We start from the raw sequence: 20,671 nt of genomic DNA on the forward strand, positions 1-20,671 counted from the left end.
AGTCAGTCGCGCGACGCCATGAACAGCGCCAGCCGGGCCAGGCCTTCCTCGATATCCACGGTGGAGCGCGCATAAGAAAAGCGCAGCGTGGTGGCGCCGCGGACGGGGTCGAAATCCAGCCCCGGCGTCACGGCAACGCCCGCCTTTTCAAGGATTTCCGCGGCAAAGCTGCGGCTGTCATCGGTCAGGTCCGACACATCGGCATAGACATAGAACGCTCCGTCAGGCGGTGCGATCTTGGTGAATCCCGCCTTGGGCAGCCCGTCCAGCATCAATTGGCGGTTCCTTGCGTAGATGGCCAGGTTCTCGCGCAGCTCGTCCTCGCAATCGAGTGCGGCCAGCGCCGCCACCTGGCTGGCGTGCGGCGCGCAGATGAACATGTTCTGGGCGATGCGTTCGACCACCCGCACATGATCCTCCGGCACCACCATCCAGCCGACCCGCCAGCCGGTCATCGAGAAAAACTTGGAGAAGGAGTTGATGACATAGCACTCATCGGTCAGCTCCAGCGCGGTGACCGCTTTCGCCTCGTATTCCAGCCCGTGATAGATCTCGTCGGAGATGAAGCTGGCGCCCTCGCCCCGCGCTGCATCAATCAGCGCGCCCATCGCCGCGTGGTCCAGCATGGTGCCGGTCGGGTTGGCAGGCGACGCCACCATCAGGCCCGCCAGATTCTGCCCCGCAAGATCCGCCGCGACCGGCTGCAGCCGGTTTTCCGGTGCGGTCTGGATGTCCACCGGGGTCAGCCCCAGCGCCTTCAGGATCTGCCGGTAAGAGGGATAGCCCGGCGCGCCGATGCCGACCCGGTCGCCGCTGTCGAACAATGCGGTGAAGCTGAGCAGAAAAGCGCCGGAGGAGCCCGGCGTCACAATCACCCGCTCCGGGTTCAGATCGACGTTGTACCAGTCGCCGTACAGCTGCGCGATCCGCTTGCGCAGGGCGGGCAGGCCCAGGGCAACCGTGTAGCCCAAGGCATTGTTTTCCAGCGCATTCCCCAGCGCCTTCAGCGCACCGGACGGCGCCCCGGTCGAGGGCTGCCCCACCTCCATATGGATGATGTGGCGGCCGGCCTCCTCAGCCTTGCGGGCGGCTTCCATCACATCCATCACAATGAAGGGATCGACCTCGGACCGGCTTGAGTTTCGCATGCTTATCTCCCAATGTGCGCGCATGAGTTTTGACCGTTTCTTCCGGCTGGCGTCAATCCCGGCTCTTGTTCTTTGCGCGCTGGTTCAATTTTCGGCAGCGGCGCAGGCAGCATCCATTTCATTGCTGCGCGATCCGGATATCGAACACGGGCTGAACCGGCTGGCGGCGCCGGTGCTGCGCGCCGCGGGGCTGAATGCAAACCGGGTGCGCATCCTCTTGGTCAACGACTCGTCCTTCAATGCCTTCATTCTGGATTCCCGAACGATTTTCGTGCATTACGGGCTGATCCTCAAGGTCACTTCCCCGGAGATGCTGCAGGCGGTGCTGGCCCATGAGGCCGCCCATATCACCAATGGCCACCTGTCGCGGCGGATGCAGAACCTGCGCTCCGCCAACAGTGCTGCAGGTCTGGGCCTGGCACTCGCTGCGCTGGCAGCTGCGGCCGGCGCAGGCGAGGCGGCCGGCGGAATTGCCATCGGCACCCAGAACTCCGCGCTACGCAGCTTTCTGGCCCATACCCGGGCCGAAGAAAGCTCTGCCGACCGTTCCGCCGCCGATTACCTGAACCGCGCCGGCATCAGCCCGCAGGGGCTGGTCGACCTGCACCGCGCCTTTGCCGGCCAGGAAGTGCTGAGCGCAGGCACCCAGGATCCCTATACCCGCTCCCACCCCCTGAGCCGCGACCGCATCCGCGCCGCGCAGGCCTATCTGGCGGCGCATGGCGACAAGGGCGAGGCCAGCCCGGAGGCGCAATACTGGTTCGCCCGCGTGCGCGGCAAGCTGTCGGCCTTTACCCGCGCCCCGAAATGGACCCTGCGCCGGGTGCGCGAGGAGCAGTACAAGGACGTCCGCCTGATGCGCGAGGCCGCGGCCTTTCACCGGCAGAACAGCCTGCAGAAGGCGCTGAAGGCGGTGAACGGCGCGCTGGCGGCCCGGCCCTCCGACCCGTTCTATCATGAGCTCAAGGGCCAGATCCTGATCGAGAACCGCCAGTGGTCCGCAGCGCTTGCCGCCTATGGCAAGGCCGTCAGCCTCGCCCCCAAGGATCCGCTGATCCTGACCGGCTACGGCCGCGCCCAGCTGGCCGCGGGCCAGCCCAAGGCCGCGCTCAAGTCCATGGAACGCGCCCGCGCCATCGATTTCCGCAACCCGGTGCTGCTGCGCGACATGTCGCTGGCCTATGCCAAGACCGGCCAGACCGGAATGGCGGCGCTGGTCACCGCCGAACGCTATGCCTTGCAAGGGCGTCTGGACGACGCCGGTATTCACGCCAAACGGGCCGTCGCCCAGCTGCCAGCAGGATCCCCCGCCGCCCGGCGGGCGCAAGATGTGCTGTCGGCCTATGAACAAGCTCAGAAGAGAAAGAGACGCAAATGACCCTTTTCACCCGCACCGCCGCCGCAGCTGCCACCGCCCTCGCCCTGCTGGCCGCCCCGGCGCAGGCCTTTGACATCAACGCGATGTCCGAGGCTGAGCGCGAAGCCTTCGGCGCGCAGGTGCGCGAATACATCCTGGCCAACCCGGAGCTGATCCTGGAAGCCGTTGACCTGCTGGAACAGCGCCAGCAGCAGGCCGAGGCCGCCCGCGATGACGTGCTGGTGGAAGAGAACCTGGCCGAGCTGCAGAACGACGGCTACTCCTGGGTTGGCGGCAACCCCGACGGCGACATCACCCTGGTCGAATTCATGGACTACCGCTGCGGCTATTGCCGCCGGGCTGCACCCGAGGTGGCCAAGCTCTTGGAAAGCGACGGCAACATCCGCCTGGTGATCAAAGAATTCCCAATCCTGGGCGAGGCCTCGGTGCTGTCGGCACGCTTTGCCGTCGCGACCAAGCATGTGGCAGGCGAAGATGCCTACAAGCAGGTGCATGACGCGCTGATCGAGTTCGGCGGCGAGCCGAATGAGGTTGCCCTGCGCCGCCTGGCCGAGGGTCTGTCGCTGGATGCTGATGCGATCTTTGCCAAGATGGACAGCGAGGAGGTCACTGCCGAACTGCGCCAGACCCGCGCGCTGGCGCAGAAGATGGCGATCTCCGGCACCCCGACATTTGTGCTGGGCACCGAACTTCTGCGCGGCTACCTGCCGGCCGATCAGATGGAGATCATGGTGGCGGAGATCCGCGAGCAGCAGAGCTGATCGGTTGAGTTGAACCGGCAGGACCGGGGCGCAGCCCCGGACCCCGGAGTATTTGTGAAAAGATGAGACGGCTGGAGTATTACTCCGCCGCGTCTTGGGCCGCCTCGATCTGCGCGGCCTTTTTCTCGACCTCTTCGACGATGTGGTCGACCATCTGTTCGTTGGACATCTTGTGGCTGGCCTTGCCCGCCAGATAGACCATACCGGAACCTGCGCCGCCGCCGGTGAAACCCACATCTGTCATCAACGCCTCGCCGGGGCCGTTCACGACGCAGCCGATGATCGAAAGGCTCATCGGGGTGTGGATATGGGCCAGCCGCTCCTCCAGCGTTTCCACCGTCTTGATCACGTCAAACCCCTGGCGCGCGCAGGACGGGCAGGAGATGATGTTGACGCCGCGGTGGCGCAGGCCAAGTGATTTGAGGATCTCGAACCCCACCTTCACCTCCTCCACCGGATCGGCGGAGAGGCTGACGCGCAAGGTGTCGCCGATGCCCATCCACAACAGCTGGCCTAGGCCGATTGCAGACTTGATGGTGCCGGAGACAAAGCCGCCGGCCTCGGTGATGCCCAAATGGATCGGCGCGTCGGTGGCCTCCGCCAGCTGCTGGTAAGCGGCCGCGGACATGAACACGTCGGAAGCCTTCACCGAGATCTTGAACTCGTGAAAGTCGTGATCCTGCAGAATGCGGATGTGGTCGAGGCCGGATTCAACCATCGCCTCCGGGCAGGGTTCGCCGTATTTGTCCAAGAGGTGCTTTTCCAGGCTCCCTGCATTCACCCCGATGCGGATCGAGCAATTGTGGTCGCGGGCGGCCTTGATCACCTCGGCCACGCGCTTTTCATCGCCGATGTTGCCCGGGTTGATGCGCAGGCAGGCGGCGCCGGCCTCGGCGGCCTCGATGCCGCGCTTGTAGTGAAAGTGGATGTCGGCGACGATCGGCACCGGGCTTTCGCGCACGATCTCCTTCAGCGCCTTGGACGACGCCTCATCCGGGACCGAGATCCGCACCAGATCAGCGCCAGCCTCAGCCGCCGCTTGCACCTGGGCGACAGTTGCCGCCACATCGGTGGTCAGCGTGTTGGTCATGGTCTGCACCGCAATCGGGGCGTCGCCGCCGACGGGCACATTGCCCACATGGATCTGGCGGCTTTTGCGGCGCTCGATATGGCGCCAGGGGCGGATGTGGTTCATCGACATTGCGGCGGGTGTCCCGGCTGGATCCTGTTAGCGCCTAGATACGTGCAGACGCCCGGCGCTGCAATGGCGGCACCGGGCGTCATGTGCGAATTCCTGCGCTTGAGTTACTCGGAGGGCTGCGTCACTTCCGCCTGCAGCTGCGCCACCAGGGTGGCCAGCGCCTCGTTGCGGGTGTCCTGCAGATCGGCCAGCGCAAACCGGCCGGTAATCGCATCCATCGACAGCTCGACATTCTTGCTGACCTGGCCGCGTTCGCCGACTGGGCCGAAATGTTCGCCGTTGACAGCGAAATAGATGGCGCTGCTTTCGCCGGTGCGCAGTTTCGGCGCGTCCTCGGTCATCGGCACCTGGAACCTCTGGCCCGCGTCCATGATGGTTTCCAGGATCACGCTGCCGTCGGCCGCGGTGACCTGCACCCAGGAGGGGCGGACCGCAACCATTTCCACACCCGGGGCAATCTCGGCCACGACCTGCGGCACTTGCGGCCCCTCGGCGGTCTGCTGCTGCAGCGGGCCGAAGCCGTCAAACGGCAGGCTGGCCTCCGCCAGCGCAACAGTCGGCAGCTCAGGCGCCGCGAAATTGCCCAGCGTCGACGGATCGATAGTGGAAATCGGCGCATCCCGCGCCACCAGCACCGGCACATCCAGAGCCTGCGGGCGGTAGAGCCGGTCCAGCGCCTCTGCTGCGGGATCCTGGGCGTCTCCGGCGTCCGCCAGCACCGCGCTGTTGAGCGGGTCGAGATCGGCCAGCACAGCCGGCGTCTGGTCAACCGGCGCAAACTGTACCTGCTGGACCTCTTTCAGCACCGCCCAGCCGCCGTAGCCGATGCCGCCGATCAGCGCGGCCAGCACCATCAGCGAACCGACGGCCCGCAGCTCGATCTGGCTGAGGAAGCTGCTGGGCGCAGGAATGAACGGTGTGTTCGGCGAGGCAAAGGCATCCCCGCCCAGCCCCTTGGACGCAGGAGCGGACACGCCGCCGGACTTGCTGCGGCTGGAGGCCTCCGCCGACATGCCGTGGGCCACGGAAAACCCGCTTTCCTTGCAGAAATCCTGGAACGCCTGCTCGGCATCCATGTTCAGGTAGCGCGCATAGGAGCGCACGTAGCCAGCGATGAAGCCGGGCGTGTCAAAGGCCGAAGGGTCGGAGTTTTCGATGGCAGCGATATAGGAGGCCTTGATCCGCAGCTCGCGCTGGACGTCGAGCAGCGATTTGCCCATGGTCGCCCGCTCGCCGCGCATCACGTCGCCAAGCTTCAGCTCGAAATCATCAAAACCTTTCGGCTCCAACGTTCCGCCATGGTCATCTTGCTTGCGCTGGGTGAAGCGCCCGATCATGCCTGCCGTCCCATATTTTGCCTGCCGCCATCGTTTCTGTACGGTGAAAGAATCACATTTGCGACTCAGATCCGTTCATTGATTAGCAACAGCGTAACACACTCAGTGTTAATTTACACTGATCAGTATGTTAACCGGCAAGTTCGGCACGATTCAGCGCACAATGCGACCACAATGAGTCCATTGCCTTGACCAGCGCATCGATCTCCTTGGGGCCGTGCACCGGCGAGGGCGTGAAGCGCAGGCGCTCGGTGCCGCGCGGCACGGTGGGGAAGTTGATCGGCTGCACGTAGATGCCGTAGTCCTCCAGCAGGTGATCGGACAGCACCTTAGTATGGACCGGATTGCCGACGATCACCGGCACGATGTGGCTGCCGTGATCGATGATCGGCAGGCCCAGCCCCTTGAGGCGCAGTTTCAGCACCTTTGCCTGGTCCTGATGCTTGTCGCGCAGGTCCTGCGCGCCCTTCAGATAGGCGACCGAGGCCGCCGCCCCCGCTGCCACGGCAGGCGCCAGCGAGGTGGTGAAGATGAAGCCAGGCGCATAGGAGCGGATGGCGTCGCACATCTTGGCCGAAGCGGCGATATAGCCGCCCATCACGCCATAGGCCTTGGCCAAAGTGCCATTGATGATGTCGATACGGTGCGCCAGCTGGTCGCGCTCGGTGACGCCGCCGCCGCGGGGGCCGTACATGCCGACCGCGTGCACCTCGTCGATATAGGTCAGGGCGCCGAATTCGTCGGCCAGGTCGCAAATTTCGGCGATCGGGCCGAAATCGCCGTCCATCGAATAGACCGATTCGAAGGCGATCAGCTTGGGCGCCGCGGGGTCGTCGGCTTCCAGCAGCTCGCGCAGGTGGGCGACGTCGTTGTGGCGGAAGATGCGCTTGGCACCGCCGTTGCGGCGCACGCCCTCGATCATCGAGGCATGGTTCAGCGCGTCGGAATAGATGATCAGCCCGGGGAACAGTTTGGGCAGCGTGCTCAGGGTCGCGTCATTGGCGATATAGGCAGAGGTGAACAGCAGCGCCGCTTCCTTGCCGTGCAGGTCGGCCAGCTCGGCCTCCAGCTGCTTGTGGTACACCGTGGTGCCGGAGATGTTGCGGGTGCCGCCGGAGCCTGCGCCGGTTGCGTCGATGGCGTCATGCATCGCGTCCAGCACCACCGGGTTCTGCCCCATGCCGAGATAGTCGTTGCCGCACCACACGGTGATGTCCTGCTTGGTGCCGTCGGGACGGGTCCAGACCGCATGCGGGAAATGGCCCTTCTTGCGTTCGATGTCGATGAAGGTCCTGTAACGGCCCTCTTCGTGAAGGCTGGCAATCGCTGCGTCCAGTTTCGCGGTATAGTCCACCGGCATCTCCATAGCTAATTGTGCTCCTGCGGAGCACGCGGGCTGTGTAAAGGGCACGGGTCTGTTGACGGTAAGGCCGCAATCACGTTCGCGAATGGTTACCTTAGGCGTCCCCTTCGATCAACTGCATACGCGCCGCCGGGGGTGCGCAACATTGATGCAGGTCAAATAAAACTTAAACAGGTGCCGGGCAAGGACAGCTGCGGCCAACCTTTGGCCGTTTGCGTCGTATCTGGCGCCGGTTCTGCAGCAAAATGCGCAGGATCGGAAACCGCGGCGGCCGGAAGTGCCGGAAAATTCCGGCACTGCGGCCTCTGGCCCCTCCCCAACCGCGCTGCTAGGGTCCGCGGCAAATTGGCCCGTTTCCCGGGCCTCCCCCGGACAAACAGGAGAGCAAGAGATGGCACTGAATGACGTTCTGGACCGGATCGACGCAGAGCTGGACGCCGCAACCGAACGGCTGATGGAGCTGCTGCGGATCCAGTCGATTTCAACCGACCCGGCCTTCAAGGCTGAATGCGACAAGGCTGCCGACTGGCTGGTCGCCGACCTGAACTCCATCGGCATCAAGGCGGAAAAGCGTGCCACCCCCGGCCACCCGATGGTGGTCGGCCACGTGGGCGAGGAAAACACCGATGCCCCGCATGTGCTGTTCTACGGCCATTATGATGTGCAGCCTGTCGACCCGCTGAACCTCTGGAACACGCCGCCGTTCGAGCCGCAACTGGAGGAAACCCCGAACGGCACCGTGATCCGCGGCCGCGGCTCCTCCGACGACAAGGGCCAGCTGATGACCTTTGTCGAGGCCTGCCGCGCCTGGAAGGCCGTCAACGGCTCCCTGCCCTGCCGCATCACCTTCTTCTTCGAGGGCGAAGAGGAGAGCGGCTCTCCGTCGCTCATTCCCTTCATGGAGGCCAACGCAGAGGAGCTGAAAGCCGACATCGCTCTGATCTGCGACACCTCCATGGTGTCGCGCGGTGTGCCGTCGATCTCCTCGCAGCTGCGCGGCATGCTGAAGGATGAGTTCACCCTCATCGGCCCCCGCATCGACCTGCACTCCGGCCATTACGGCGGCCCTGGCCTCAACCCCCTGCGCGAGCTCAGCCGCATCGTCGCCTCCTTCTATGACGAAGAGACCGGCAAGGTCGCTGTCGAAGGCTTCTATGAAGGCGTGCACGAGGTGCCCGAGGACCAGCTGCGCCAGTGGGAGGGCTGCGGCTTCGACGAAAAGGACTACCTCTCCAACGCAGGCTACACCCAGGCGCACGGCGAAAAAGACCGCTCGGTTCTGGAACAGCAATGGGCCCGCCCGACGCTTGAGGTGAACGGTCTCTGGGGCGGCTACAACGGCGCAGGCTCCAAGACCGTGATCCCGTCGGAAGCGCATTGCAAGATCACCTGCCGCCTGGTCGGCGACATGGACCCGGACGCACTGCGGGTGAAGATCCGCAAGCACGTGGAGGCGCAGCTGAAGCCCGACTGCAAGGTGGTCTGGGACAACGATCTCGAAGGCTCCAAGGCCTCTGTCATGGACATCACCCGCCCCGAATTCGCCGCCGCCCGCGCCGCGCTTTCGGACGAGTGGCAGCGCGAGGCGGTGTTCTGCGGCATGGGCGGCTCGATCCCGATTGCGGGCTTCTTCAAGTCGATCCTGGGCATGGAATCGATGCTGGCCGGCTTTGCCAACGAGGATGACGCGATCCACTCGCCGAACGAGAAGTACGACCTGAAGAGCTTCCACAAGGGCATCCGCTCCTGGGCCCGCATCCTGGACGCGCTGACCAGCAAATAAAATCAGGCGGGCGGAAGCTCTTCATGGCTCCGCCCGTCCGTTGCCTGCAGGGGGGAGAATGCACCTCCCCGCAACAGCTTTAAACGCCCTTTCCCGGAAACCGGCGCACTCCCGCCCGTTACCGGTGCTCTTTTGAGCACCTCTTCCCGTTGGGCCTGGCGCCGCCAAAGGCGGCGCGCCAAGGCGCGGGAGCCGTTCCCTGCGCCAAAACGCAGCGGCGGGCTTGATACGGCGGACAGCTGCGGCTCCAATACGCCAGACGCCCCCAGAAAAGGGAGAGAGCCCATGCCAGCCGTCATCGAAACCGGCACGCTTCAGGTGAACGGCCAGGAAATCGCTTATACAAGGCGCGGCGGCGGCCCGCCGCTTCTACTGCTGCACGGTTTTCCGCAAACCAAGGAGATGTGGGAGGACGCCATCCCCGCCCTCGCCCGCCGCTTCACAGTGGTGACGGCGGACCTGCGCGGCTATGGCGCCAGCTCCAAGCCCGAGGGCGTGGACGCCATGAGCTTCCGCAGCATGGCCGCCGACCAACTGGCGCTGATGCAGGCGCTGGGGTTTCCGCGCTTCCACCTGGCCGGCCACGACCGCGGCGGCCGCACCGCGCACCGGCTGGCGCTGGATGCACCCGAAGCCGTCGCCAGCCTCACCGTGATGGACATCATCCCGACCCATCTGCTGCTGGACCAGCTGACCCGGCAGGTCGCCCGCGCCTATTACCACTGGTTCTTCCTGGCCCAGCCCGCGCCGCTGCCGGAGCGGATGATCGGCGCCGATCCGCAGGCCTACTTCGAAAGCTGCCTGCTGGGCTGGGGCGGCGCCTCGCTGTCGGATTTCCCGCCTGATGCGCTGGCCGCCTACCGGCGCGCCTGGGCGGACCCCGCCTGCGTGCACGCCATGTGCAACGACTACCGGGCCGCGATCGAGGTGGATTTCCACGACGACGCCCGCGACCTCAGCCGCAAGGTCCGCTGCCCGGCGCTGGTGCTCTACGGCGCCGATGGCGCCATGGCCCAGGCCTATGACGTCGCCGCCACCTGGGCGCCGCGCCTGCAGGACATGACCGCGCGCGCCATCCCCGGCGGGCATTTCTTCATCGACAGCGCGCCAGAGGAAACTGCTGCCGCGCTGCTGGATTTCCTCGGGCCGCTGCCGCAGCCCTAAAACGCCTGCAAAGCCGTGCCAGAACCGCGCCGTTTTCCGTTCGTTTTACGCACCGGTTAAGACTCGCTTATCGCTCTTGCCCTACCCTTGCGGAAACACGCGAGCGATAGGCAAACGGAGGCAGCACATGTCACAAAGCAGGTTCAACCGCCCGCCCGGTTTCGAGGGCAACCAGACCGACCCGGAGGAAAGCTACCGGGCCGGCTATCAGCACGGCACCCGGGTGCTGCTGCGCTACTTGGAAACCAGCCCGAAACCGGACCTGGAACGCCTCAAGCTATGGGTCAACACGGAACTGACCGGCTGGCGCCACGACACCGAGGCCAACCCGAACCCGCCCGCGCTCTGACCTTCTCCCCCCTTCGGCCGCTGCACGGCTTGCATCGGGTGGCCTGCAGCGGCAGGCTGGCGGCATGAGCACGAAGATTCTGACAGACGGGCCGCTGCTGGCCGAAATCCTCGCCTTGGAAACCAAGGTCTGGCAGGCGCTGGTTGCAGGCGACCCGGAGGCCGACGGCCGGATGCTGTCTGAGGATTTCCTTGGCGTCTATCCCAGCGGCTTTTCGGACAAGGCAGGCCACTGCGAGCAGTTGAACGCCGGGCCGGTGATGGCAGACTACCGCCTCAGCGACGCGCAGCTGCGTGTCATCGCCGGGGACGCGGTTCTGCTCTGCTACCGCGCCGCCTACCGCCCGGCCGCCAGCCAGGAGTGGAAGGAAATGCTGATCTCTTCCCTTTGGGAGCAGGGCGCAAACGGCTGGCTCAACACCTTCAGCCAGGACACCCCGACCGTTTGATCGCCTTCAGGGGTCATGCGAGGCGTCGAGCTCGACCCCCTCCTTCACCCCGTGGTCTGTCTTGCTGTCATAAGCGTCCTGCTTCTTCTGCCATTCCTTGGTTTCGGTCTCCCAGAATGACTTAAGATCCGCCTTCAGAACATTCTCCGACGCCAGGCTCGTCTCCAGCGCTGCCACGCAATCGGTGAAAATCTTGTGGTGGTTGTTCTCATGGGCATAGAGCTTCTTCCACATGGTATCCCAGCTGCCCTTTTGCCCCTTGTTGCCCTTGCTGTATTCCTTCCACTTGGGCATCGTGACAACCGGCTTGCTGGTCAGCTTGAACTCCTTCACATGGCCGTCCAGCTGAAAACTCGCCGAATAGCTGGCATTTGACCGGTAGCGCCCCCAGAAACTGCGTTTGTTCAGCGCCTTGAACACCGCTTCGATGGTCTTGCCGCTGACCGAATAGGACACGTCCTTGGGCTTCGGGATGGTCTTTTTGAACACCGCGGGATCCGGCGGCACGTCGTCCAGCTTGACCCCCACGCTGTAGCCGTTCGAGGTCTTCGACGCATAGCCCTCGACCGCCGCCAGCATCGCCTCCTTGGCCTCCTTGAACAGCGCCTTCAGCTCATCCTTCTGCAGCGGTTCCTTCCGCGCCTGCATCTTGGCCGCAAACTTCGCCGCCGACTCCAGAGCCAGATTGTGCAGCGCGGTCAGATACTTCTCCAGCGCCTTGATCATCCGGTCCCATTCCGCCTGCCGCTTCTTGGTGGTCTTGCCGTACTCCGCCCAGGAGGGCTGCCTGGCTACCGGCTTGCAGGACACCGTGATCTGGCTGACCGATTTGTCCTTGGCAAACTTGGGCACGAACACCGGCGCCGGGTCGTAGCTGCCCCAGGCATCCTTGCTGTCCAGCGCCTCCCGCACCCCGTCGATGTCGATGGCTGAAACTTTGTAAGGTTTCTTTGATGGTTTCGGCAGCTTGACCTTCACGTCGACGCCCATCGCCTGCCTCCCCTTCTGTAAATACACACAACAATACGCAGGCAGCCGCCAGCCGCCGCGCAGCAAATGTATCACAGGCAGGCCTGATTGATGAGAATTTATGCGGAGAAGGAGGGAAAGTGGCGCGGTTGACGGGGCTCGAACCCGCGACCCCCGGCGTGACAGGCCGGTACTCTAACCAACTGAGCTACAACCGCGCATGGGCCTTTCGGCTATGTTCCCCGTCCGGGGCGGACCCTGAAACGCCAGGGCGGCGGGCGAAAGTGGCGCGGTTGACGGGGCTCGAACCCGCGACCCCCGGCGTGACAGGCCGGTACTCTAACCAACTGAGCTACAACCGCATTTTCGCCTTGCGGCGGACCGTTTCCGATCCAGGTCCCCTCCGGGGCGGTCCCTGTTCAGCCCCGGGACGGGGCGCAGCAGTGGCGCGGTTGACGGGGCTCGAACCCGCGACCCCCGGCGTGACAGGCCGGTACTCTAACCAACTGAGCTACAACCGCCCGCTGCGTATCCAGCATCGCTGCTGAATGTTGGGCTGTAATATTCCCCGCCCCCCAAGCCGTCAAGCGGTGTTTTGCCATTTTCCCGACTTTCCCGGAAAAAAATACGCCGCGCAATTCAAGCCTCTGAAAAGCAACAGAAAACACCCGCGTCAAGCAGCTGCCTTGCGGGGCATTCACGATACTTCGGACAGGGGGAATGGTGGGTGATGAGAGACTCGAACTCCCGACATCTTCGGTGTAAACGAAGCGCTCTACCAACTGAGCTAATCACCCGGTGACGGCGGATTTAGACAATGACGCCGGACAGTGCAAGAGGAAATCGCAGAATTTCTTTGCGCGCAGCAGACGGCTACTCCAGCACCGTTTCGCGTCCGTTTTCCAGCACATAGACACAGCCCTGCCCGTTCGGCAGCGCCGCCATCCGGTCGCGGCTGAGCCCGCAGACGATGCCGCGCATCACCTGCCCCAGCAGCCCGTGCGCCACCACCACCGACGGCCCGGTCAAGGACTGCATGAAATCCAGGATCCGGGCATAAAAGCTGTCATACCCCTCGCCCCCCGGCGCCTCGCAGAACAGGTCGAGATTGCGCGGGTTGCTGCCGTAAACTTGCGGATACTGTTCTGCCACCTCTGCCAGCGTCATGCCCTGGAACACCCCGGCATAAGCTTCCGCCAGGCGCGGATCGGTCAGGAAAGGCGCACCGCCCAGGGCAATATCTGCGGTCTGCTGCGCCCGGCCTAGCGGCGAGGCATAACAGGCGGGCGTCTGCGCCATCACCGGCGCCATCAGCACGGCCTGCCTGCGGGCGTGCTCCACTCCCAATGGGCTCAGCGGCGATTCCAACTGCCCCTGAATGCGGTGCTCTGCATTCCATTCGGTCTGCCCGTGCCGCAGCAGCCAGATTTTCGGAAATTGCATGATATGCCCCCTGCCCGTTTTTTTCAGGCAAATTGGTAACGGCACAACTCCCCCAGCGAAACCCCGGAAAGACAGAAGGCGCTCAACCTTTTCAGGGAGCGCCTTTCAGGAATAATGGTGGGTGATAAGAGATTTGAACTCCTGACATCTTCGATGTGAACGAAGCGCTCTACCACTGAGCTAATCACCCGTGAGGCAGGCTTTTAACGGTCCGCTGCGGGCTCCGCAAGAGGGGCAATGGAAGAATTTTGGCGTTCTTTTGTATTTTCTTCTGCCTCGGCATTCGCCGTGCCTTCAGCCGTCTGCGGCTGGCGCAGCCTGCAAACGAACACCCGGCCGTTGCCGCGCTCCTGGCTGCGGTTGACGCGCAGCTTGCCAAAGGGCTTCAGGTTCAGCTCGCGCCCCTCTGCAACGGCTTCCCCCAGCAGTGCCAGAACCGCCTCGACCACCGGCTTGGCGTCCTTCTTCTTGATGCCGGAACGCTCAACCGCCTGTTCCACCAGCTCCCTCTTGGCCAGTGCCGCGGCCTGGACCACGGGCGCGGAGGCGGTAACAACCACCGGCTCCGGCGCCGCCGGTGCCGCATCTGCTGGTTTAGCCGCACCCGTCTTGCGCGCGGCGGCCTTGCCAGCGGCCGGTTTGCGCGCGGATGCCCCGCTTTTCTTTGCCGTTCGTGCCATTTACTGCCCCTTTGCCTGAAAGAATCCCGCTCCTGGCGTTCGCGCTGGCGCACCCCTGTCGCAGGCGGCAGCGGACTGGCGGGCCGGTGTTGCAAAACCAGCCTAGCACAGCCGCCCCGCCGCCGTGAACCGGTCAGCAGGCGGGCAACGCGTCGCGCTGTATCATGGTGCGCAGGGTAAAGCTGGAGCGGGTGTTGCGGATGCCCGGCACCCGCATCAGCCGGTCCTCCAGGAAGCGGTCGAAGTCCGGCAGATCCTCGGCCACCACCCGCAAGAGAATGTCGCGGGTGCCTGTCATCAGGTAGCACTCCATCACCTGGTCGAACTTGCGCACCGCCTTCTCAAAAGCCTGCAGCGCATCGGTGGACTGCCGCTCCAGTTCCACCGCCACAAAGATCGTCACCGGCAGCCCCAGCTTGGCCTGGTCCACCCGCGCCGAATAACCGCTGATCACGCCGCTCTCTTCCAGGTTGGCCACCCGGCGCGCGCAGGGGGTGGCCGACAGGCCGACCATTTCCGACAATTCGGAAATCTTCAGCCTCCCGTTGCGCTGAAGCGCAGCTACAATCTTGCGGTCAATCGAATCCATGGAGCTTTCCCCTAAATCTGGCGCCATTTTTGGATCATACCACCAAACCGCCCCGCGCAGGCAGTGCTTTTTGGTGAAAACCGGCGTCTGCGCTCTAGTATCATCTGGAAAAGTTTTGGAGGAGTCATCCAGATGACAGTGACCGCTGTTGCGTCCAGCACCCATGAAGAAATCTACCGCGTCGAGGAGCCCTCTGTCGGCCTCCTGGGCTTTATTGCCGTGCATTCCACCCAGCTTGGCCCGGCGGCCGGCGGCCTGCGCATGCGCCCCTATGCCAGCGAAGACGAAGCGCTGACCGACGTCAAGCGCCTCAGCGAAGGCATGACCTACAAGAACGCGGCGGCAGGCCTGACCCTGGGCGGCGGCAAGGCGGTGATCATCGGCGATCCGGCCAAGGACAAGTCGCCGGAGCTGCTGCGCGCCTTTGCCCGCGCCATCGAAGGGCTGGACGGCCGCTACATCACCGCCGAGGACATGGGCATGAGCCCGTCCGACATGGCGATCCTGGCGGAAGAAACCCGCTTTGTGGCCGGCCTCGCGGACGGCGAGTTCGCCAGCGGCGACCCCTCGCCGATCACCGCGCGCGGCATCTTCAACGCGATCCGCACCACCCGCGCCCACAAGCACGGCAGCCGCGATCTGGACGGCGTCACCGTGTCGGTGCAGGGCCTGGGCCACGTTGGCTGGTACCTCTGCCAGTTCCTGCACGAGGCCGGTGCAAAGCTGGTTGTCACCGACATCGACGACGCCCGCGTCGAGAAGGCGGTTGCCGAGTTTGGCGCCAAGGCGGTGCAGCTGGCGGAAATCTACGGCGCCGAGGCAGACGTCTTTGCCCCCTGCGCCATCGGCGGCATCCTGAACGCGCAGACCATCCCGCAGCTGAAGGCGGACATCGTCGCGGGCGGCGCCAACAACCAGCTGGCAACGGTTGAGGACGGCGCGGCGCTGCATGCCCGCGGCATCCTCTATGCACCCGACTTTGTGGCCAATGGCGGCGGCATCATCAACGTCGCAACCGAAATCCAGAAGATCAAGGACCGCGAGGGTTTTGTCGCCGAGAAGCTGCAGGCGCTGGACGAGACCATGGCGGCGATCCTGAACCAGGCCAAGGCGGCGGATGTCAGCCCGGCACATATGGCGATTGCCACCGTCCAGGCCAAGATGGAACAGGCCAGCCAGGCCGCCTGAGCCACCTGCCAGCAGGGCTGCGGGACCTCCCGCAGCCGCACGGGACCCCGGCCTGGCGCCGGACCCCTCCGGATTTTGGGCCTGGCGGCCTGCGGCGGGCGGGAGCGCTCCCCGCGATGCCGCGCAGACGCCAAGAACCATACGCCCCGGCAAGAAGGGCCAGAACGGAAGAGAACACTAAAAAGGGCGGCCCCCTCGGACCGCCCTTTCCTTTTGCCTGCTGATTTGATCGGCGGATCAGTGCGCGGTAGCGCCTGCGCCCTCGCCGGAGCCTTTCAGCGCCGACTTGGCGGCTGCGGCTTCCTCCGCCTCCTCATCCCATTCGATGGGTTCGGGCTTGGCGACCAGCGCATGCTCCAGCACCTCGGACACATGGGACACCGGGATGATCTCCAGTCCTTCCTTCACGTTGTCCGGGATCTCCGGCAGGTCCTTTTCGTTCTCCTGCGGAATCAGCACCGTCTTGATGCCGCCGCGCAGCGCCGCCAGCAGCTTCTCCTTGAGGCCGCCGATCGCCAGCGCATTGCCGCGCAGGGTGACCTCGCCGGTCATCGCGATGTCCTTGCGCACCGGGATCTGAGTCAGCACCGACACGATGGAGGTGACCATCGCGAGGCCCGCCGAGGGGCCGTCCTTGGGCGTCGCGCCTTCCGGCACGTGCACGTGGATGTCCCAATGGTCGAACTTCGGCGGCTTGATGCCCAGTTTCGGCGAGACCGAGCGCACATAGGACGAGGCCGCCTCGATCGATTCCTTCATCACGTCGCCCAGCTTGCCGGTGGTTTTCATCCGGCCCTTGCCCGGCAGCCGCAGCGCCTCGATCGACAACAGCTCACCGCCGACAGAAGTATAGGCCAACCCGGTCACCACACCGACCTGATCCTCCTTCTCGGCCAGGCCGAAGCGGTACTTGGGCACGCCCAGGAACTCGTCGAGGTTGTCCGGCGTGACGGTCACGCTGTCGGCCTCTTTCTTGACGATCTTGGTCAGCGACTTCCGCGCCACCTTGGCGATCTCGCGCTCCAGGTTCCGCACCCCCGCCTCGCGGGTGTAGGTGCGGATCATCTCGGTCACGGCCTCCTCGGTCAGCTCGAATTCCTTGGCCTTCAGGCCGTGGTTCTTCACCTGCTTGGAAATCAGGTGCTGCTTGGCGATCTCGCGCTTTTCGTCCTCGGTGTAGCCGGACAGCGGAATGATCTCCATCCGGTCCAAGAGCGGCCCCGGCATGTTGTAGCTGTTCGAGGTGGTCAGGAACATCACGTTCGACAGGTCGTATTCCACCTCCAGATAGTGATCCATGAAGGTGTTGTTCTGCTCCGGATCCAGCACCTCCAGCATCGCCGAGGCCGGGTCGCCGCGGAAATCCTGGCCCATCTTGTCGATTTCATCGAGCAGGATGAGCGGGTTGGTGGTCTTCGCCTTCTTCAGCGCCTGGATGATCTTGCCGGGCATCGAGCCGATGTAGGTGCGGCGGTGGCCGCGGATCTCGGATTCGTCGCGCACGCCGCCCAGGCTGATGCGGATGAACTCGCGCCCGGTCGCCTTGGCCACCGATTTGCCCAAGCTGGTCTTACCCACGCCCGGAGGGCCGACGAGGCAGAGGATCGGCCCCTTCAGCTTGGCCGAGCGCTGCTGCACCGCCAGATACTCGACGATCCGCTCCTTGACCTTCTCCAGGCCATAGTGATCCGCATCCAGGATCTCCTGCGCCTTGTTCAGGTCTTTCTTGACGCGGGACTTGTTGCCCCACGGGATCGACAGCATCCAGTCGAGGTAGTTGCGCACAACCGTGGCTTCCGCCGACATCGGCGACATGTTCTTGAGCTTCTTCAGCTCGGCCTCGGCCTTCTCGCGCGCCTCTTTCGACAGTTTGGTGGCGGCGATTTTCTCTTCCAGCTCGGCGATTTCGCCGGCACCTTCCTCGCCGTCGCCCAGCTCCTTCTGAATGGCCTTCATCTGCTCATTCAGATAGTACTCGCGCTGGGTTTTCTCCATCTGGGACTTGACGCGGGTCTTGATCTTCTTCTCGACCTGCAGGACCGACATTTCGCCCTGCATCAGGCCATAGACCTTCTCCAGCCGCTCGCTGACAGAGAGCGTCTCCAAAAGTTCCTGCTTGCGGTCCACTTCGATGCCCAGGTGGCCCGCCACCAGGTCGGCCAGCTTGGCCGGCTCCGCGGTTTCACCGACGGCAGACAGCGCCTCTTCGGGAATGTTTTTGCGGACCTTTGCATAACGCTCGAACTCGTCTCCGACGGTGCGCACCAGCGCCTCGGTGGTGGTGACGTCGCCCGGGATCTCGCCCAGCTCTTCGGCCTTGGCTTCGAAGAAGTTGTCGTTTTCCAGGAATTCGGTGATCTTCACACGGCTCTGCCCCTCGACCAGCACCTTGACGGTGCCATCGGGCAGTTTCAGCAGCTGCAGCACATTGGCCAGCACGCCGACGGTGTAGATGCTATCGGTTTCGGGATCGTCCTCGGAAGGGTCGATCTGGCTCGACAGCAGGATCTGCTTGTCGTCGGCCATCACCTCTTCCAGGGCGCGCACCGATTTTTCCCGGCCCACGAACAGCGGCACGATCATGTGGGGGAACACCACGATGTCGCGCAGCGGCAGGACTGGGTAGGAGGAATTGAGTGGCTCTTGCATACTCGGTCCTTTGGTTAGGCAAGACGGCCCGGCCCCGGTATTGGCAGCTTTGGCCCGTCTCCTCATTGGATGTCTTTACTTGGTGGGGCGGCACAGGATTTTCAACCGCGGCACCTCAAGGCTGGGGCACACCTTGCCCGCTGCGCGCCGGGACCACAAGGGCGCAAATGAAGGAACGGTGAGCAAATGATGAAGGCTGCGCCGGGGTGATCCTGTGGATAACTGCGCCGCATCAATCAGCGCCGCAGCAGCGTGATCAGCCCGCGCTCCAGCCGCCCGCCCGGCCCGGTTTCACGGTAGGTTCCGCTCATCCGCGACTGGTCGATCAGAAACAGCCGGATGTCCTGCCGCAGCGCCTCGCCGGTGCCGGTATCACGCTCCGCGCGCAGGTTCAGCCGCAGCAGCTGATCCGCGCCGCAGGGCAGCGCCCCCGGCGCCAGTTGGTCCAGGTAAACCTCTGTGCCGTCAGCCAGATCGCCGCGGCCCACGCTTTCGGCCCTGAGCCCGGTGCCCGGCTGTACCGGCGCCCGGTCCTGAACCCCGATGGGCATGATCCCCAGAACGGCGGAATCCGCCACCAGCCGTCCGTTGCGGAACCCCAGGCGCAGCAGCTCGCCGGTCCGCTGCGGCAGCGGCTGCATTTCGATGCGCCCGCCTGCGGCCAGCCCGGTTTCCCCCGGCCCTTTCTGCACGATCCATTGCCCGCGCAGAGCCTCGGAGCCGCCCTTGACCAGGTCCTCAACGGTGATCTTGCAGCCATCCAGCGGCGGCGCTTTGAAAAATCCGGATGCCTCTGCCAGCGACCCCGGCGCGGTCTGCGCCAGAACTGCCGGGCTTCCGCCCATCATGGCTGCAGCTGCCAGCACACGAAACCAGACCATCGCCATCCTCCCCGTTTGGGCGCGAGGGTAGCGGAGAGGTCTTCACATCCGGTGAACGGCGCGCATGGCCCGCCGCATTGGCAACAGCGGCCGGACGTGTGCTGCCCGGCCGCCGGCCCTGATCAGCGCCGCAGCGGCTACTCGGCCGCCAGCTGCTCCAGCACCGGGTAATCAGTATAGCCCTCGTCTCCGCCGCCATAAAAGGTTTCCGGAATGCCTTCGTTCAGCGGCGCGTCCGCTGCCAGCCGGTCGACAAGATCCGGGTTGGCGATGAAGTGGCGCCCGAAGGCCACAAGGTCGGCCTCGCCGGATGCCGTCCGCGCCAGCGCAGTTTCACGGTCATAGCCATTGTTGGCCATATAGGTGCCGGTGTAGAGCTTGCGCAGAGCCTCGAAATCACCGTCGCGGGCGCCACCGGTTTCACCTTCGACCATGTGCAAATAGGCCAGGTCATAGCTGTTCAGACGCTGGATCAGCGGCGTGTATAGGCCCACGGGATCACTGTCGGACACATCGTTGAAAGTGGCGAAAGGCGACAGGCGCAGGCCAATGCGGCCGGCGTCCCAAACCGTCAGAAGCCCGTCAAGAATCTCGAAAACGATCCGGGCGCGGTTTTCCGGTGAGCCGCCATAGGCATCCGTGCGGGTGTTCACCCCGTCCTTCAGAAACTGCTCCAGCAAATAGCCGTTGGCCGCATGCAGCTCGACACCGTCGAACCCTGCGTCCTTGGCGTATTTCGCCGCCTGCACATAGTCGGCGATGACTCTCCGGATGCCCGCTGTGCTCAGCGCCTGCGGCGTGGCGGTTGGCACGAAACCATTATGGGTAAAGGTCTGGGCCTCTGCAGCGGCATCGGTGGATGACACGGCTTTGGTACCTTCGGGCAGCAGGGACTCATGCGTGATCCGCCCGACATGCCACAGCTGAATTACGATCTTGCCGCCCTTCGCATGGACCGCATCGGTGACCTTGCGCCAGGCCGCGGCCTGCGCCGCCGTGTGGATGCCCGGGGTCTGGATATACCCCTTCCCCTCGGGGCTGATCTGGCTGCCCTCGGTGATGATCAGGCCGGCGCCCGCCCGCTGGGCATAATATTCCGCATGCCGGTCCAGCACCTCGCCGGTCTGGTCGTCAGCCCGGTTGCGGGTCAACGGCGCCATGACAATGCGGTTACGCAGCTCGATTGCACCAGCAGTGCTGGCGGAAAACAATTTTTGGCTCACGGGGATTTCCCTCCGGTCAAAGTTTCCAGCAACAGGAACGTTGCTGGAAAGACCTGAGCATTCCACCCCGCGCGTTCAAGCGGGGGACAGCCGGAACTGCTGCTCACCTGCGCACAG

Annotated in this window: 18 protein-coding genes and 5 tRNA genes; 7 read left to right on the forward strand and 16 right to left on the reverse strand. The window is 64.4% G+C overall.

Going from position 1 to position 20,671, the window contains the following annotated elements:
* Positions 1–2: 2 nt before the first annotated feature.
* Positions 3–1,148, reverse strand: coding sequence for a pyridoxal phosphate-dependent aminotransferase (locus tag LHL23_RS02535; RefSeq protein ID WP_222475226.1), 1,146 nt, complete (start codon positions 1,146–1,148; stop codon positions 3–5).
* Here LHL23_RS02535 and LHL23_RS02540 point away from each other — a divergent pair.
* Positions 1,147–2,526 carry a M48 family metalloprotease gene (locus LHL23_RS02540; protein WP_226428681.1) on the forward strand — a complete coding sequence of 460 codons (1,380 nt, stop codon included), beginning with the start codon at positions 1,147–1,149 and terminating at the stop codon, positions 2,524–2,526. The two genes, LHL23_RS02535 and LHL23_RS02540, sit on opposite strands and share 2 nt — an antisense overlap.
* On the forward strand, positions 2,523–3,287 hold the full coding sequence (locus tag LHL23_RS02545; RefSeq protein WP_226428682.1) for a DsbA family protein: 765 nt from the start codon (positions 2,523–2,525) through the stop codon (positions 3,285–3,287). Before LHL23_RS02540 ends, LHL23_RS02545 begins: the two co-directional genes overlap by 4 nt.
* A gap of 79 nt (positions 3,288–3,366) precedes the next feature.
* Here the strand turns inward: LHL23_RS02545 and ispG are convergent, their stop codons facing one another.
* From ispG to hemA, 3 genes are all read right to left on the reverse strand, one after another.
* Positions 3,367–4,488 (reverse strand): flavodoxin-dependent (E)-4-hydroxy-3-methylbut-2-enyl-diphosphate synthase, encoded by a 1,122-nt coding sequence (gene ispG / locus LHL23_RS02550; RefSeq protein ID WP_226428683.1) that lies wholly within the window; start codon positions 4,486–4,488, stop codon positions 3,367–3,369.
* Between the two features lie 104 nt (positions 4,489–4,592).
* Positions 4,593–5,825 (reverse strand): helix-turn-helix domain-containing protein, encoded by a 1,233-nt coding sequence (locus LHL23_RS02555; RefSeq protein ID WP_226428684.1) that lies wholly within the window; start codon positions 5,823–5,825, stop codon positions 4,593–4,595.
* A 130-nt stretch (positions 5,826–5,955) separates the two neighbouring features.
* Complete coding sequence (hemA, locus tag LHL23_RS02560; RefSeq protein WP_226428685.1) at positions 5,956–7,191, reverse strand: 5-aminolevulinate synthase; 1,236 nt, start codon at positions 7,189–7,191, stop codon at positions 5,956–5,958.
* A 388-nt stretch (positions 7,192–7,579) separates the two neighbouring features.
* Between hemA and LHL23_RS02565 the strand changes: the two genes are divergently transcribed.
* From LHL23_RS02565 to LHL23_RS02580, 4 genes are all read left to right on the forward strand, one after another.
* Positions 7,580–8,971 carry a M20/M25/M40 family metallo-hydrolase gene (locus LHL23_RS02565; protein ID WP_226428686.1) on the forward strand — a complete coding sequence of 464 codons (1,392 nt, stop codon included), beginning with the start codon at positions 7,580–7,582 and terminating at the stop codon, positions 8,969–8,971.
* A gap of 285 nt (positions 8,972–9,256) precedes the next feature.
* Entirely contained in the window at positions 9,257–10,135 is an 879-nt protein-coding gene (locus LHL23_RS02570; RefSeq protein ID WP_226428687.1) for an alpha/beta fold hydrolase, read from the forward strand.
* Positions 10,136–10,262: 127 nt separating this feature from the next.
* Entirely contained in the window at positions 10,263–10,484 is a 222-nt protein-coding gene (locus LHL23_RS02575; RefSeq protein WP_226428688.1) for a hypothetical protein, read from the forward strand.
* A 64-nt stretch (positions 10,485–10,548) separates the two neighbouring features.
* On the forward strand, positions 10,549–10,932 hold the full coding sequence (locus LHL23_RS02580) for a nuclear transport factor 2 family protein (RefSeq protein ID WP_226428689.1): 384 nt from the start codon (positions 10,549–10,551) through the stop codon (positions 10,930–10,932).
* A 6-nt stretch (positions 10,933–10,938) separates the two neighbouring features.
* On the opposite strand, the gene LHL23_RS02585 is transcribed toward LHL23_RS02580, so the two are convergent.
* The 9 genes from LHL23_RS02585 to LHL23_RS02625 form a co-directional block, all read right to left on the reverse strand.
* Positions 10,939–11,922: a DUF922 domain-containing protein gene (locus LHL23_RS02585; RefSeq protein WP_226428690.1), complete on the reverse strand. Its 984-nt coding sequence runs from the start codon at positions 11,920–11,922 to the stop codon at positions 10,939–10,941.
* A 120-nt stretch (positions 11,923–12,042) separates the two neighbouring features.
* Positions 12,043–12,119, reverse strand: a tRNA-Asp gene (locus LHL23_RS02590).
* Between the two features lie 67 nt (positions 12,120–12,186).
* A tRNA-Asp gene (locus LHL23_RS02595) sits at positions 12,187–12,263 on the reverse strand.
* 82 nt (positions 12,264–12,345) lie between these two features.
* Positions 12,346–12,422 (reverse strand) — tRNA-Asp (locus LHL23_RS02600).
* A 200-nt stretch (positions 12,423–12,622) separates the two neighbouring features.
* Positions 12,623–12,698: transfer RNA gene (locus LHL23_RS02605), tRNA-Val, on the reverse strand.
* A gap of 76 nt (positions 12,699–12,774) precedes the next feature.
* Positions 12,775–13,344, reverse strand: coding sequence for a histidine phosphatase family protein (locus tag LHL23_RS02610; RefSeq protein ID WP_226428691.1), 570 nt, complete (start codon positions 13,342–13,344; stop codon positions 12,775–12,777).
* A gap of 115 nt (positions 13,345–13,459) precedes the next feature.
* Positions 13,460–13,534 (reverse strand) — tRNA-Val (locus tag LHL23_RS02615).
* A gap of 13 nt (positions 13,535–13,547) precedes the next feature.
* Positions 13,548–14,024: an HU family DNA-binding protein gene (locus LHL23_RS02620; protein ID WP_226428692.1), complete on the reverse strand. Its 477-nt coding sequence runs from the start codon at positions 14,022–14,024 to the stop codon at positions 13,548–13,550.
* A gap of 133 nt (positions 14,025–14,157) precedes the next feature.
* The gene (locus LHL23_RS02625) at positions 14,158–14,613 is read right to left on the reverse strand and encodes an Lrp/AsnC family transcriptional regulator (RefSeq protein ID WP_222475208.1); all 456 of its coding nucleotides are present in this window, start codon (positions 14,611–14,613) and stop codon (positions 14,158–14,160) included.
* 132 nt (positions 14,614–14,745) lie between these two features.
* On the opposite strand from LHL23_RS02625, the gene LHL23_RS02630 reads away from it, so the two are divergent.
* Entirely contained in the window at positions 14,746–15,801 is a 1,056-nt protein-coding gene (locus LHL23_RS02630; RefSeq protein ID WP_226428693.1) for a Glu/Leu/Phe/Val family dehydrogenase, read from the forward strand.
* Between the two features lie 237 nt (positions 15,802–16,038).
* On the opposite strand, the gene lon is transcribed toward LHL23_RS02630, so the two are convergent.
* From lon to LHL23_RS02645, 3 genes are all read right to left on the reverse strand, one after another.
* The gene (lon, locus tag LHL23_RS02635) at positions 16,039–18,450 is read right to left on the reverse strand and encodes an endopeptidase La (RefSeq protein ID WP_222475206.1); all 2,412 of its coding nucleotides are present in this window, start codon (positions 18,448–18,450) and stop codon (positions 16,039–16,041) included.
* Between the two features lie 236 nt (positions 18,451–18,686).
* Entirely contained in the window at positions 18,687–19,331 is a 645-nt protein-coding gene (locus tag LHL23_RS02640) for a hypothetical protein (protein ID WP_226428694.1), read from the reverse strand.
* Between the two features lie 137 nt (positions 19,332–19,468).
* On the reverse strand, positions 19,469–20,554 hold the full coding sequence (locus tag LHL23_RS02645; RefSeq protein WP_226428695.1) for an alkene reductase: 1,086 nt from the start codon (positions 20,552–20,554) through the stop codon (positions 19,469–19,471).
* Positions 20,555–20,671: the final 117 nt, after the last annotated feature.

This window comes from Leisingera sp. McT4-56, from assembly GCF_020514995.1.
Classification (GTDB): domain Bacteria; phylum Pseudomonadota; class Alphaproteobacteria; order Rhodobacterales; family Rhodobacteraceae; genus Leisingera; species Leisingera aquaemixtae_A.

Coding starts and splice junctions, on each gene's coding strand:
- LHL23_RS02580 (WP_226428689.1), top strand. CDS start 10,549: ATGAGCACGAAGATTCTGACAGACGGGCCGCTGCTGGCCGAAATCCTC.
- ispG (WP_226428683.1), bottom strand. CDS start 4,488: ATGTCGATGAACCACATCCGCCCCTGGCGCCATATCGAGCGCCGCAAA.
- LHL23_RS02555 (WP_226428684.1), bottom strand. CDS start 5,825: ATGATCGGGCGCTTCACCCAGCGCAAGCAAGATGACCATGGCGGAACG.
- hemA (WP_226428685.1), bottom strand. CDS start 7,191: ATGGAGATGCCGGTGGACTATACCGCGAAACTGGACGCAGCGATTGCC.
- LHL23_RS02540 (WP_226428681.1), top strand. CDS start 1,147: ATGCTTATCTCCCAATGTGCGCGCATGAGTTTTGACCGTTTCTTCCGG.
- LHL23_RS02535 (WP_222475226.1), bottom strand. CDS start 1,148: ATGCGAAACTCAAGCCGGTCCGAGGTCGATCCCTTCATTGTGATGGAT.
- LHL23_RS02545 (WP_226428682.1), top strand. CDS start 2,523: ATGACCCTTTTCACCCGCACCGCCGCCGCAGCTGCCACCGCCCTCGCC.
- LHL23_RS02625 (WP_222475208.1), bottom strand. CDS start 14,613: ATGGATTCGATTGACCGCAAGATTGTAGCTGCGCTTCAGCGCAACGGG.
- LHL23_RS02565 (WP_226428686.1), top strand. CDS start 7,580: ATGGCACTGAATGACGTTCTGGACCGGATCGACGCAGAGCTGGACGCC.
- LHL23_RS02575 (WP_226428688.1), top strand. CDS start 10,263: ATGTCACAAAGCAGGTTCAACCGCCCGCCCGGTTTCGAGGGCAACCAG.
- LHL23_RS02620 (WP_226428692.1), bottom strand. CDS start 14,024: ATGGCACGAACGGCAAAGAAAAGCGGGGCATCCGCGCGCAAACCGGCC.
- LHL23_RS02610 (WP_226428691.1), bottom strand. CDS start 13,344: ATGCAATTTCCGAAAATCTGGCTGCTGCGGCACGGGCAGACCGAATGG.
- LHL23_RS02640 (WP_226428694.1), bottom strand. CDS start 19,331: ATGGTCTGGTTTCGTGTGCTGGCAGCTGCAGCCATGATGGGCGGAAGC.
- LHL23_RS02630 (WP_226428693.1), top strand. CDS start 14,746: ATGACAGTGACCGCTGTTGCGTCCAGCACCCATGAAGAAATCTACCGC.
- lon (WP_222475206.1), bottom strand. CDS start 18,450: ATGCAAGAGCCACTCAATTCCTCCTACCCAGTCCTGCCGCTGCGCGAC.
- LHL23_RS02585 (WP_226428690.1), bottom strand. CDS start 11,922: ATGGGCGTCGACGTGAAGGTCAAGCTGCCGAAACCATCAAAGAAACCT.
- LHL23_RS02570 (WP_226428687.1), top strand. CDS start 9,257: ATGCCAGCCGTCATCGAAACCGGCACGCTTCAGGTGAACGGCCAGGAA.